This is a genomic window from Enterobacter sp. TMH.L2 (genome assembly GCF_050847315.1).
Lineage (GTDB): Bacteria > Pseudomonadota > Gammaproteobacteria > Enterobacterales > Enterobacteriaceae > Cedecea.
On sequence record NZ_CP193791.1, the window covers coordinates 2,889,346 to 2,902,263 of the forward strand.

At 51.4% G+C, this 12,918-nt stretch carries 16 protein-coding genes; 1 reads left to right on the forward strand and 15 read right to left on the reverse strand.

Annotated elements, in window-relative coordinates; genetic code table 11:
* Position 1: 1 nt before the first annotated feature.
* From ACREYP_RS13905 to ACREYP_RS13970, 14 genes are all read right to left on the reverse strand, one after another.
* Positions 2–745, reverse strand: a complete 744-nt coding sequence (locus ACREYP_RS13905; protein WP_312743902.1) for a phage tail protein — start codon at positions 743–745, stop codon at positions 2–4.
* Positions 746–755: 10 nt separating this feature from the next.
* Entirely contained in the window at positions 756–1,157 is a 402-nt protein-coding gene (locus tag ACREYP_RS13910) for a phage minor tail U family protein (protein WP_498880922.1), read from the reverse strand.
* Complete coding sequence (locus ACREYP_RS13915; protein ID WP_498880923.1) at positions 1,154–1,732, reverse strand: phage tail protein; 579 nt, start codon at positions 1,730–1,732, stop codon at positions 1,154–1,156. The genes ACREYP_RS13910 and ACREYP_RS13915 overlap by 4 nt, the downstream gene beginning before the upstream one ends.
* A 9-nt stretch (positions 1,733–1,741) precedes the next feature.
* Complete coding sequence (locus ACREYP_RS13920) at positions 1,742–2,017, reverse strand: DNA breaking-rejoining protein (RefSeq protein WP_498880924.1); 276 nt, start codon at positions 2,015–2,017, stop codon at positions 1,742–1,744.
* Positions 2,010–2,336: a DUF2190 family protein gene (locus ACREYP_RS13925; RefSeq protein WP_498880925.1), complete on the reverse strand. Its 327-nt coding sequence runs from the start codon at positions 2,334–2,336 to the stop codon at positions 2,010–2,012. Before ACREYP_RS13925 ends, ACREYP_RS13920 begins: the two co-directional genes overlap by 8 nt.
* A gap of 82 nt (positions 2,337–2,418) precedes the next feature.
* Entirely contained in the window at positions 2,419–4,428 is a 2,010-nt protein-coding gene (locus tag ACREYP_RS13930) for a Clp protease ClpP (RefSeq protein ID WP_498880926.1), read from the reverse strand.
* Positions 4,373–5,875 (reverse strand): phage portal protein, encoded by a 1,503-nt coding sequence (locus ACREYP_RS13935; RefSeq protein WP_498880927.1) that lies wholly within the window; start codon positions 5,873–5,875, stop codon positions 4,373–4,375. The genes ACREYP_RS13930 and ACREYP_RS13935 overlap by 56 nt, the downstream gene beginning before the upstream one ends.
* Positions 5,872–6,087 (reverse strand): DUF6148 family protein, encoded by a 216-nt coding sequence (locus ACREYP_RS13940; RefSeq protein WP_172567775.1) that lies wholly within the window; start codon positions 6,085–6,087, stop codon positions 5,872–5,874. The genes ACREYP_RS13935 and ACREYP_RS13940 overlap by 4 nt, the downstream gene beginning before the upstream one ends.
* Positions 6,084–8,189 (reverse strand): phage terminase large subunit family protein, encoded by a 2,106-nt coding sequence (locus ACREYP_RS13945; RefSeq protein ID WP_498880928.1) that lies wholly within the window; start codon positions 8,187–8,189, stop codon positions 6,084–6,086. Before ACREYP_RS13945 ends, ACREYP_RS13940 begins: the two co-directional genes overlap by 4 nt.
* On the reverse strand, positions 8,189–8,677 hold the full coding sequence (locus ACREYP_RS13950; RefSeq protein WP_498880929.1) for a DUF1441 family protein: 489 nt from the start codon (positions 8,675–8,677) through the stop codon (positions 8,189–8,191). Before ACREYP_RS13950 ends, ACREYP_RS13945 begins: the two co-directional genes overlap by 1 nt.
* A gap of 331 nt (positions 8,678–9,008) precedes the next feature.
* Positions 9,009–9,389, reverse strand: coding sequence for a hypothetical protein (locus ACREYP_RS13955; protein ID WP_498880930.1), 381 nt, complete (start codon positions 9,387–9,389; stop codon positions 9,009–9,011).
* Between the two features lie 95 nt (positions 9,390–9,484).
* On the reverse strand, positions 9,485–9,952 hold the full coding sequence (locus ACREYP_RS13960) for a lysis protein (protein ID WP_498880931.1): 468 nt from the start codon (positions 9,950–9,952) through the stop codon (positions 9,485–9,487).
* The gene (locus ACREYP_RS13965) at positions 9,949–10,464 is read right to left on the reverse strand and encodes a lysozyme (RefSeq protein ID WP_498880932.1); all 516 of its coding nucleotides are present in this window, start codon (positions 10,462–10,464) and stop codon (positions 9,949–9,951) included. The genes ACREYP_RS13960 and ACREYP_RS13965 overlap by 4 nt, the downstream gene beginning before the upstream one ends.
* Positions 10,454–10,762, reverse strand: a complete 309-nt coding sequence (locus tag ACREYP_RS13970; protein ID WP_498880933.1) for a hypothetical protein — start codon at positions 10,760–10,762, stop codon at positions 10,454–10,456. The genes ACREYP_RS13965 and ACREYP_RS13970 overlap by 11 nt, the downstream gene beginning before the upstream one ends.
* A gap of 303 nt (positions 10,763–11,065) precedes the next feature.
* On the opposite strand from ACREYP_RS13970, the gene ACREYP_RS13975 reads away from it, so the two are divergent.
* A complete protein-coding gene (locus tag ACREYP_RS13975) occupies positions 11,066–12,349 on the forward strand; it encodes a hypothetical protein (protein ID WP_498880934.1) in 1,284 nt (427 codons plus the stop codon).
* Between the two features lie 207 nt (positions 12,350–12,556).
* Here the strand turns inward: ACREYP_RS13975 and ACREYP_RS13980 are convergent, their stop codons facing one another.
* Positions 12,557–12,907, reverse strand: a complete 351-nt coding sequence (locus ACREYP_RS13980) for an antiterminator Q family protein (protein WP_498880935.1) — start codon at positions 12,905–12,907, stop codon at positions 12,557–12,559.
* Positions 12,908–12,918 lie beyond the last annotated feature (11 nt).

Below are 12,918 nucleotides of genomic sequence, written 5' to 3' on the forward strand. Positions count from 1 at the left end.
CTTAAGATGCTGTTACGGTGACTTTGCAGGACGCCACAAAATTACCATCGCTGGTCATCACAATGATGTCGACGGAACCGGCGGCCACACCAGTTACAGTGATCGTGTTGCCGCTAACGATAACCGTCGCTTTTGCACCGTCAGAGGTTGCAGCCCGGAAGGAACTATCTGATGCACTGGCAGGATTAACCGTCACCTTCAGCGTGGTTGTCGCCCCCACTGCTACGCTTGCCGTAGCCTTATCAAGCGTAACCCCTGTAACACTAATAGTCGGGCTACCGCTTTCCTCGGCCAGTTCAGGCTTGCCGGTATTGGTGATTTTTGCTGTACGGGTAATAACCTCTTTGGCCGGGATAGCCTTACCGAGACTGCTGCACCACCCACGGAAGACATCAACAGTTCCGTTCGGGTATTTGATTTTATAAAACCGTACAGAACCATCGTTGAACCAGGCGACAAGATCCTTCTGGCCCTGCTCTCCCGGCTTCCATGCCAGTGTAAGAGATGTATCACCGGCAGATTTTGCGCCCTGCGCGGTCGCGTTCCAGTCCGCATCTTCATCATCAAGATAGGTGTCATCGTAGGATTCAGCAGTCATTTCGCCCGGCGTCAGTTCCTTGATTTTTGCCAGGCGATTCCAGTCAGTGTCTGAGAGCGGATTGGAGAATCCATCGCCGCTCCCGGTATACAACCAGAGTGTGGTTCCCGCACCTTTGACCGGCGCGAGAGGATTTGGGGTTGCCATAGTGATTTCCTTACATTGAATAGGTGAGAGAATAGGTCAGGTCGACAGATCCCCAGGTGGCCATCTCATCATCACGCTGATAGTCATAGCCCTGCGGGGTCATGGTTTCGATAAGCGCTTCAAGTCCGGGGATCTCTTGCAGAGCCGGATAAATCTTTTCCTCCAGCCAGGCGTCGAGCGCGGTATCTGGATTTGACGCTTTCAGGAAAACTTCAATGTGAAGAGTCGCCTGCCAGTCATCGGCATCAATCGTGTCGCCGGTATATTCGGCGTCTGACAAATACACCGCCACCGCCGGAAGATCCCCCTCCTCCAGGAATGCCGGCCGCCCGTCAAACCAAGTGACGGAGTCAGAAATATCGGCTTTCAACTTCGCCAGCACGGCGGCACGTATAGCGCTGTGTTTGCTCATCGCGTCAGGTGGATCCTCAGTTGGTTTTTAAGTGCGGCTGACAATTCCTTTGGCATATCGCTCTGGATTAGATTTTTTGAAATGGTGGTAAATGCCTGCGTTAACGGCGCTTCCAGGGGAACTTTCACAACATCGATGGGGTAGCGGGCCCGCCCGACACGCCGCATCACCTGCCAGCGGCCATTGGCCAGTTGCTGGATGAACGCATTGCGGAAGGTATAAGGCCCGACTTTCAGCACGCTCCCCTGACCGTGTTTGGCTCCTTTACGGCGGGATAGCCTGACGCGAGCTGCGCCGAGCTTTATTGCCGGCAGGTTGCCGCGGTTAATTTTTATTGAAGCGACGAGACGATCATGGCGGGCCTTTTTGAGTCTTGAACGCTGCCTGACCAGTCGAACCGGGAGCCCTTTTTTACGGTTATCATCGACCGTTACCTCTTTGGCCACCTGCTTACTGCCCTGGCTTATTGTTCGCCCCGCCACCCGATTTAATGCTTTCGCGGTGGCATCCGGCACAATCACGCGGCTCAGGCTGTTCAGGTTCTGGATAGCCTTTTCCAGGCCTTTAACTGACATAAAACCCCCTTACTCAAGGTGGATCCTCGGCTTGCCATTAAACGAATCGAACCGCGTCAACATCAGGGTTTTCCCCTCCCAGGTCACCTCGTCATTCCGGCGGGGTTTGTAGGTAGCAGAGAAAATCACCAGCGCGGTGCCGTTGCCGGACAGAGGCCCCATTTCTTCCAGCTGTTCAGCCGGGACAACATCGAAGTCATGCCCGTTAATGGTGGCGGTCTTACCCATCTTCACGATGGTGGCCGCATCCATGCGAGCCGCCAGCCGGTCAAAGGCGTTAGCCATTGATTTTTACTTCAACAACGGTCACGCCAGCACCCGCCTCTTCCCAGGCAACGCCCGCGGCGACAGCATCCGCTTTATCGAGCTGGATTTTCCCGGCTTTGATGAACACCGCCGTACCGGCGGCGATATCATCGGTAGCCAGTTTGGGCAGAAGAAACACCCCGGAAGCAAACCCATCCCCGGTACCGCCGACAGGGATATCCGTGATTGCCACCGCAACAAGCGAACCAATAACCACCGGATCGCCACTCAGAATTTCACTGTTTCCGGCATTGCTTACCGGAATAGTGTTTCCGTTTTGCACGAAGTTTTTAGCCATAACATTCTCCATTCAGCCCCTGCCGGGGCTGATTTTGGGTATAAAAAAAGCCCTGACGGGCGAGGAGGTAAAACGTAGAAGATTACTTGCCGGAAGATTTGGCCAGGCCGCGATAATCCAGCGCCGCAACACCCGCATCAATACGGACTTTGGTGGCGATACCGTCAGTGTTAAACCCTTCCTGCTGGTCGATATACGGCGTATCGATACCATTGAGGTAAGCCACCTCAATAGTGTCGCTGCCTTTCGCTGCAGCCAGATACCAGGCAGCGGCATCAGCCGCATCGAGGCGAGGCTCAGCAATCACTTCCGCAAAGTTCTGAATCGGGTTGTTGATCCCGGCGTTAATATCCGCCCCTTTCACGCTGGCAGACTTGATAGTCTGGTTTGCGAGCGTTTCCAGCCCAACCGGAACAAGCATGTAGGCCGGACGAATGTTGAGCGTACGTTCGCCTTCTTTCTGCAGTCGCATACTTTTCCGGGCATCATCGATGCTGGCGACTGAAATGGCGCCGCTGGACAGGTTTTTATGGTCAGCGTGGAACAGCGCTTTACCGTCGGACAGTTTCGCGTTCTGGGTCAGAATGGCATAGACCAGATCACCGATTGTGCCTTTCGCCGCGCGCCCCATTTTCATCGGTACATCAGTGAGCTGATTCAGATCGTCATTGATGATTGCCTGACGGGTGACCGAGAAGATCTCGCCAAAGGTGGCCAGCGCAATAGTTTCGCCTTTATCGCCGGTAGTGATGTACTTGTACTCTGCCCCTTCGCGAACCTGACGCAATGAAGGGAAACCACCCATACCAACGCGATGCGCGGTTTTAAAGTCGGAGAGTTGGCCTTTTTTGGTCCACTGTTCAAAGGTTTCGTCGGCTTCTTCCCAACCCAGCAGCAGAGATTTATTCGCCACATCCAGCAGGATGTTTCCAAAGTCCGACGTGCTGTGCGTCAGTGCCTGGCCGACCATCTGCATCGGGTTAAGACTGGAAACGCCAATCCCGCGCTCAGTCAGCGCCATACGGGCATATTCGCGCAGGGTCATGCCGTTGTAGATGTTATCGCTCTCCGACTTTTCATAGCCTGCGCGAGCCATCAGCGCCTGGCGAATACCGTCGCCGACAAAGTTTCCGTTCCCGGCGTGAATGTGCGCGGCGCTGTTTTTGTTGGATGGGGTGCTGGATTTGCCCAGGGCGGCCAGCAGCTGGTCTTTCGCCTTTTCAACGGTGCAATCCAAATCGGCCACGCAGCTGGCCTGCAGTTCGCTATGCTTACCACCAAACATGGCAAACAGGTCGTTAATGCCGGTAACGCGAGCTTTTTGCTCGGCCATCACTTGCGCACGGATTGCGGTTTCGTCGACAGGATCAGGTGCGTTTACTGGCGCCTGAGCATTTGGCTTCTGTGGATCACGCTGGACGGTGTTACGTGGTGGGGTGACCATGTTACGAATGCTGTTTGGCATTTTTTCAAATTCCTCAATACGTTTTGAATGGATACAGGCCATAGCCTGCAGAGCGGGGGTGGTCTGGTCAGCGAACCCCAGGGCGAGGCATTCAGCGCCATCCATCCAGGTTTCATCGTCCAGCATCGCGGCAATCTCTTCGGTGGTTTTGCCGGTCTTTTCCGCGTAGGCAGGGATCAGGACACTTTCAACCTTGTCCAGTAGATCGGCATAGTCGCGCATGTCGTTAGCATCCCCTCCGGCAAAGCCCCAGGGCTTGTGGATCATCATCATCGTGTTTTCCGGCATGATGACCGGGTTACCCACCATGGCAATGACCGACGCCATAGACGCAGCAAGTCCATCGATATGCACCGTGATCGCCGCACCGTGGTGCTTCAGTGCATTAAAAATGGCGATGCCATCAAAGACATCGCCACCAGGCGAGTTAATGTGAAGATTGATGTGGCTGACTTCACCGAGTGCTTTCAGATCGCTGACAAACTGTTTCGCCGTTACCCCCCAATAACCAATCTCGTCATAGATAAAAATATCGGCATCCCCTGTGGTGCCGGCTTGCATGCGAAACCAGCTATTTTTTACGCTGGCTTTCGGACGGTGGGCCGTCCTGTGGTTTAGCTTCGGCACTGGTGCCTCCTTTGTCGTTGGCGGGGTCGGTGTCATACACCAGTCCCAGTTCTTTGTTTTCGTCAATTTCGGCTTTTCGCCGGCTCTTCACTTCATCCGGGTTACGCCCGCCGGCGCGTACCCAGTCAGATTCGGTCGCGGCGCCGCCCCGGATTTGGATTTTCCAGGCATTGGCCTCTTTCACCGGGTCAATCCATGGCATAACCGGCCCCGAGTAAACCGCGCTATAGAGGGAATCCATATCTACACCGCGCGGAACTTTAATCTCGCCGCTGGCAATAGCCATTTTCAGCCATGCCCGGTACATGGGCCGGGTAACGGCGCCAATAAACCAGTCCTGCAGGATCAGATAACCGTCCGTCGACTCCACCAGCTCCTGCCGCTGCGCACTGTAGGTGCCGTTATAGTTTCGTGAAGCGCTGGAAAAACTGAGCCGACTGCCCGCGGCAACAGCGCGGAGCTGGCCGTTTCGGAAGGGTTCAAGGTTGGGATTTGGCCGGTCGGATTTAATCATCCCGATTTCTTCACCGGCTTGTAGCTCGTCGTACAACATGCCGGGTTGTATCTCCAGCTCTCTGTCACTCTCGCTTTTATCTTCCGTGTCGAAGCTCTGACCATCCCCCTTTTTGATGTACATCCCGAGGGCTGCCGCAATACGCGCCGCCGTCAGTTCGGAATCTTCATACTCTTTGAGAGCACTCAGGCGCATTAACACCCCTGAGAGCAACGACGTGCCGCGGGTCTGGTGCAAGCGGCGGGTAAATTTGAGGTGCAGCATATTGGCCGCGTCGATTTCTTTCGTATCCAACTGCCGGCCACCCACCGGGAGGCTTTTATAAACCTGATACGCCTTAGGCCGCCCCCAGTCGTCGACCACAATGCCCTGATTCAGCTTTTTTGCGGCATCACTGGTCATTGGGACAAAATCAGGCTCCAGAGCTTCAAGCCAGAAAGGCACCCCGGCCACGGGAACCAGCCCTGTGGCGCTCCCCTGTACCAGTTGAGCAAAAACTTCCCCGTCACGGAGCCAGGTCCTCAGCATCAGACGTTCCAGCATGGGTCGGGTAAACTGTCCGGTAACCTCCGGCCTGACAGACCATTCTCCCCATTTCTTACGAATATCTTTCGCCAGTTTCTTGGCAACCGTTCCGTTCGTCAGCTTTGGGTGAGGGTCAACAACAATTCCTTTTGATCCCACCACCCGCTCTTCGAGCTTATCGAAGATGCCAATCACCAAGTCATGGTTGTTATCGAGCCAACGAGCCTGCTCCCGGAGCGACACATTCCCCATCTGGCTTAACTGGTCAGCCGTCCTGTTTTCCCGACGCGCTTTATGTGTTCGGGTAGGTGTTACCGCTTCATAAGCCTTGATCATGGCCCTGGCGCGCAGTCGCGCAGCTTTCCAGCCCGGCGAAAATGCGCCGATTACGTTATCCAGAATTGTCATTTAAACCTCGCCAGTCGGTAACCGGGCCGCCCCTGCTTTTTCTGATTCAGTGAAGAGAGGCGCCGCTCCCATTCCTGCCGCCCTTTTCGAATCTCGGAGAGGTTTTCCATCGTCATTTCCTGACCGTTAAACCGGATTGATTTTCCGTCCAGGACGGCCATTTCCGCCTGACTGTAGCGCTGGATCATGGCTTCAATATCGCTTTGGTTCATACCCAGCCTCCTGAGGATTTCCATGGGTTAGCTTGTTCAGTTTTGGCGCGCTTGCGCCGTTCTTTTTTACTGGCTGGCTTAGCGATCGTTGCCGGGAGTGGCAGAGCGGCATCTTCCCCAGGTAAAGACTCAATCCATGTGTCCCGCTGCGCCCATTCAGGGGCATCCGGCCATTTGATTTTTTCGTAGCCGTGCAGGATCACCAGAGCATCCGCGTAAACCAGCAGGTCGAACGCTTCGTTCGCGCCCCGACCGGGCTTGCTCCACTTCCCGTCAACCGCCCGCTCCTCATAGGTCAGTTCTTCATAGAACCAGCTCCCCAGCCATGAGGGGAAATGCACATAGCCAGGACCAGGCGAATCACGCCAGAGCGCATTGTTCACACGGTCTTTCAGGGCATTGGTCTGCAGGAGGTAGAGCGGAACGTCACCGGCAGCCAGCGCGCGGCGGCCGGTTCGGTTAGTGTTATCAGGCATCGTGCGTTTAATGAGTTGAGCGCGGGTGGTACTGTCGCCTTTGAAGAGATAAACCTTTTTACCCAGCCCATCCCGGCGACATTTCCGCCAGAATTTATAGGCGTTATCGGTCACCCCATCTTCGCCGCCAGAATCGACGCCCATCGCCATTAACCGCATGCCCTTTGTCGGGTCGGAGGCCAGTGGCCACGTTTTATTAAAAACGTCGGTCAGAAGCAGATCCCAGTCTTCGGGATAGCTTGCCGGATCAATCTGCAAGCTTTCACCGTTACCATCGCAGCGTAGCGACTGTTTTATGTTGTACCTGTCCACCAGCCAGCGCTCCCCCATGGCACCATAACCGGTAATCTGGACCACAAAACGACGGTTTCGCCCGGCCTGTACGTCCACTGTCGCGGTCATGAAACAGACACCATCGGGAACACTTCGCTTAGGCACATCTTCAGCGCGCTGTTCCAGCAGCTCGCTTTTCCGTTGCTCCATGCTGGATCGCGGGAGGTATGGCCGACCAAAGTCGGTGTTTACCACTGTTTTTAACGTTTCTTCGCTGCGCGTGGCCTCATACTCTTGCTCAGCGGTAAGAAATTTATAAATCAGCTGCGCCCAGGTCTGATAAGCGGCTGCCGGGCCCTCCATCCAGAAGGAAGCAATGCGTGATCGCCGGCCTTCTCCCGATACGCCCCCGTCAGCATCAATACGTTGCCCGTCGCGGAGCCACACGCATTTCATGTTCAGGGAACGCTTCATATCCGGAGTGATTTTGCCTTTACAGGCCGGGCACTGGAGCACCGCCGCCTCGCTGGCAGCGACAGGATCAGTTATTTCACGGTAGCCGGTCATGTTGTCCATTTCTGGCTGGAAATATTCCCCGCAATGCGGGCATGGCCAGTAAAGTCGGCGGCGATCACCGCGGTTGTATAGCGAAAGAATTCCTGTTGTGGGTGGGGCTTCATGTGGCGAACTACGGCGCCATTTCGTATCGCGCACATCACGCCCTGGGGAGCTTTCCACCAGTGTCATACCTGACGACATAAAAGTGGTGGTTCGCTTTGAGGCCAGGGAGAATGCATCCCCCTCGCCGTCAATATCCTCCGGGAAGCGGTCGTAATCAGTGAGCGCCACGCTTTTATAATCAGAGGACGACATGATATTGACCGACGGCCAGCCCAGCTTCAGGTAGTTCCCGGCGCGGAAGGTGCGGTCATATACGTTGTTATCGTTTCTGCGCGGGCTTAACCGTGTTTTCACTTCCGGGCTACTGCGGAACGTGCGGTCCAGGCGCTTCTTCGAATGCTCGCGGGCCTTTTCCTCTGAAACCTGAATCACCAGCATATCTGCCGGGTCGCACACAATGTTGTAAACGATCCAGCCATCAATCAGGCCAATCGTTTTGCCCGTTCGCGCCGGGCCTACGAAAACAACCGCATCGTATTCTCGTGATGCCAGGCAGTTCATCGGTTCGATAACATAGGGAGCCAGATCAGGATCCCATGGAACGGAGTTACCTGCCCCCATAGGGACACGCATATAATAACTGACCGCCTCGGCGACCTCCATTCTACGCGGCGCGCGAAGGATGCCGGAAACATCGCGGCGGATACCACTTGCTGATGCCCGCTTAGCCATCAGTCCTCCTCTGTTTCGGCCTCCTCTTCTTTTGCATCCAGGACTTTTTGAGCCAACTGGTCACGTAAATCATCAATCACGCTCTGGACGCGAGAAACCGCTACCGGCGGCAGCGCGCAGTCGCGTTCAAGAATATCGGGAAGGGTTTCGAGCACCATGACGACGGCTTTTGCCATCAGTGAAAACTCTCTGGCGACCTCATCCGCAGGAATAAGCTGGCCAGTGTCTTGCTCAAACTTGAGCCTTTCATTTTCTGCTTTCCAGTGAGCCAGGCGGTCGGCCGGTGGCATATCCTCCAGATTGGTTGATACCGTCGGGATCATCAGTTCGGTCAGAATATCCGTGATGAGGTAGAGCTTTAATTTGCTGTTACTGCCCGCCGCGGGCTCTACATTTTTAAGCCGGGCGGCGACCGTCTGCCGGTGAACATCGGTGATGGCCGCCAGTTGGTTGATATTGAGTTTGAGAGAGGCAATTTCCTGGCCCATGATGGTGAACACTTTTTAAACGATTCGACATCTTTGAAAAATGGCCCTCATAAAAAACAAGAACCTACCCACATGATGATGATGCCCATGGATCCGAAAAACTAGCCGATTCCCGCGAGCGCGCCGCCCCGTGGCAGGCCACCCCGCCGGGAGGACCCATGAATAATATTGATTATCATTACCATCAATCAAAGGCCGCCTGTGGTACCGCGCATAAAAAAGCCACCAGCGGATGCCAGTGGCTAAGGGTATGGTAATCAGGGTGGGATTCGAACCCACACTCTTGCAGTATTGGCCACGCGCACCACTGCTCGATGTAGCTTATGTATAGCTAGATAGATAAGACTCTTAACTTTAATTTAAACTGTTGTTCAGGATTTAAAACATCTGTAAGACGGAGAGTTTGCCCTTTTTTTAATGGAAGATCTGGGTAAAAGATGTCTCCGTCCTCATCAATTAAGGATTGAGTAGACCTCTCTCCATGTAAATAATATTTTAGAACCTCACCTACATATAGCTTGATTTCATTCCCGCCAGGCTCTCCTGATAAGCTATAAGTATCGTTGTATCCAGTTTCCCTTTGAATTAATGTTGCTGCGCCACCAGAAAAATCGCCAAGATATTTAACCGTGACTTTATACTCAACCCCTAAGCAAAGCGTCAAACATTCACCATCTTTTTCTTCTGACATTGCTGCATAATTTTTACTCAACGATGACTCCTTTTGATCTATATACGATGGCAGGAAAAGAGTATTGAGGATATTGTTTAATGTTTCAATGACAGGATCATAAATTCGAAACGTATTTAGTTACCACACTGCTTCTTAACATAGTCTTGTAGCCCTGCTATTTGCTTGTTGCTGGTTTCGATTCGCTCCCTGAGACGGAAATAATCCCGCTCAGCGGCGTCAGTAAGTCCGGGGCCGGTAGCATCATCCACGCCGGGGGCGCTGGTGGCGGCGCGCACTGGCTGGCAGGTAGCGTTGAGGCGCAGCCGCTTATCACCAGCAGCAACATCACGCTGCAGCTGCTCAATAGTTTGTTTGGCATCGGCCAGTTCCTGAGTATATTTCGAGTCCAGAGCAGCAACATCATGCTGGCGGGTCTGCATGTCGTTGATCGTTTGCTGGCGCTGCTGTGCCAACAGTTCCGCATCATCCGCGCGCTTTTGCTCTGTCATATACTTGCGGTGATAATGATTAGCGGACCAGATAAGGGCACCAGCCAGGCTAACGACAAGCACGAAAAGAAGTAATCGGTATCCAACTGTCATAAGCCATCCAAACAGAGCTGCTTCTCTGCACCACGGCGAGTGACCAAGCCAGTAAGCTTAACGCCGCCTCCGTACACCCATCTCGAGAACTGCTCGCATGCCTGGGCTTCTTGCCCGCTGCGCAGCTGCTTAAACAGTGTCGATTTCTGCATTGCTCCACAACCAACGTTAAACGTGATCGAAGTGACCGCAGAAAACGTGTTGTCTGAAAGCTTTTTCCCGTTACCGTAGCTGTTCACGCAGCGCTCAGCGCTCATGATGTTCTTTTCCCAGTCTGCGGCTATCTGCTGGTCAGTCTTTCGCGTTCCGGGCTTCACGTCGTGTGTGTTGCCAATGCCGTCAGTAATCACGCCAGCTGGACAGACATAAGGATCACGGCGGCAGGATTCGGCGTTGCCGATTAACTCCAGACCGCGCTCATTCGTTCGCACATGGCCAGCACTTAAAATAATGGCGATGATTGCCCCAACTGAGCAGACCGCGCCGGCAGCCCCAACCTTTTTATTTTGCATTGGCGCTTATCCTGTTAATTGCCTCAGTCACAACTTGAACGCTAGATGGGCGCTGTTCCGGTGGCAACTGGTGCGCATCTTCAAAATATTTTTCCAGTAGCTTTGTGCGCTTCTGCTCTTCACGTCGCAATCGCCATGCATCAAGGCGGCCGAAAATAAATGAGACCAGAGAGACCAGGACGCCTATTAATCCAAAAAGCATATAAACCACATCCTGAGTCGTGAAGCCTATCGCCGACGCAAACGCCGCTATCCAGGCAAAAAGCTGTGTAACAACATTGGACGTCTGATCATTCATTTCAATGGTCTCTCACCTCGCTTCCTACGAGTGTTATGTGTTAAATAAAAATGCCACCCTAAAGGATGGCACTTTGAATATGCATTCTCATTATTCATTCTGCACTGCATCAAAGTTTTTTAATTAACTTTGCAAAGTTCCTATTCCAAGATAAAAACCACCAGATTTAGTAGTGTTTTTATCTTTAAGCTTTGTGACAAAGTAACTATTCTTAGCAGATTACGATAACTTTTGCGTACGCGTTAGCTTTTTGTAATCTTAAAATACACAGCATGAAAATCCTAAAATGAATAAGAAGAGAAAATGACAGCAGAGATCGCAGTATTCAACAAGACAGCCGTAGCACTTGCCGCAGATTCAGCTGTAACAGTTTCTGGTGGCGGAAAGCATAAGATCTATAACGGTGCAGAAAAGCTTTTTGCCCTGACAAAGCATCATCCAGTAGGACTTATGGTCTACGGTGCTGGTGATTTATGCACAGCACCATGGGAGTTAGTAATCAAAGCTTACCGAAGCCAACTCGGAGCCAAATCCTTTGATAACCTAGAACAATATGCACATGACTTTTTTCACTATTTGCAGAACTCGGATGAAATCATAACTGCAGGTATGCGAGATGCTCATCTTTATCATTTTTTAAGCGAAAGTGTCTTTAACTCCCTATTTGATGCTTTCACAGAAGGGCTCGACAATACTTATTGGCTAGAATTCAATCAAGATAAGCTTTATCAAGACTTTACAGCTTATTGTTTACAATTAAAGAATAAATTATCTGAAATTAGCTACTGTGATAACTTTGATGAAACTGATGAAAAAGCTGCTTTAGATTATACAAAACCTTTAGCTAAAAGGATCGTAGGGGAGAAGTTTAATGATGTACAATCAACTGACTTACCAGAGAACCTGCTGAAGGTTGTGAGTGAAGTTCTCGCAGCAATGATATGTAAGCAAAGTGATATAGGTTCAATGTCAGGTATCGTAATTGCTGGATATGGCGAGAAGGACTATTACCCGAAAATTCTCTCATATGAAGTTTTTGGATTTTTTAACCAAAAAATCAGAAAAACTACCAATAAAGACAAATGTTGCATAAGCCCCGACTGTGGAGTGACCCCCTTTGCTCAGGAGGATGAGGTGGCTGCATTCATGCAAGGAGCAAGTTCTCATCTCATTCAAAATCTTCATGGTGAGTATCAGAACTCCATAGTCAACCTGCTCGAGGGTGTTGACAAATTAGTCACAGAAATGGTAGACACTTCTAACATTGAAAAGGCTAGGGAAGGTATACTCACGATAGTTAGGGGCACTGTTGCGGAATGTAAAGCAAACATAGATAGCTTCGTCCGTGAAAATTACGTCGATAAGGTAGTAAACATGATTGAGTTTCTGCCGAAACAAGACTTGGCTTATATGGCTGAGTCTCTGGTCAATCTCACTGCCTTCAAACGGAAAGTATCAGATGATACTGAGAGTGTCGGCGGGCCAATCGATGTCGCAGTGATCTCAAAGGCAGATGGTTTCATTTGGGTAAAACGGAAACATTACTTTAACAAAGATTTAAACCATCATTTTTTTGAACGGTCATAAAAAATAGCCATTAAGGAGAAAACATGTCACTTAAGCAAGCTTATGAAAACTCTCAGCAAAAAAGCATCCATGACTTCTTTCATGTAAGTAAGTCATCAAAAATAAGACGTAATGCATCTAACAATGAAAATTTTTTCATGAAACTAATCAAACCATCTAATACATAACACCGTAAAAAGGGCCCGTAAAGTGGCCCTTTTTGACGTTTTAAGAACAAGTTACAACTGCCATTACCCCTTCTAAAAACCCCAAAGCATTTAGCATTTCTTTCCTTATAGTACCATCCGAACATTTACGTTTTTTCGCAATAGCCCTTAGAGAGACGCAAAACAAAAAATGGGCAATTATCAGTTCAAAGTACTCTTGGTGGTGTTTTTTTAACCTAACCACGCAGCTATCAATCATCATTCCTTCATCATCGCTACACATGATCCGGGCTTTTTTTCCATGAGACAGTAACCCCTTAAAACCAGCCGCAATAGGTTGCCAGTCAACGCCACTATTGTTGGAAGCAGCCCATGCTCCCCACATGTCCAAGGCCTCATACATATCACGCATAGTGTTCTCCT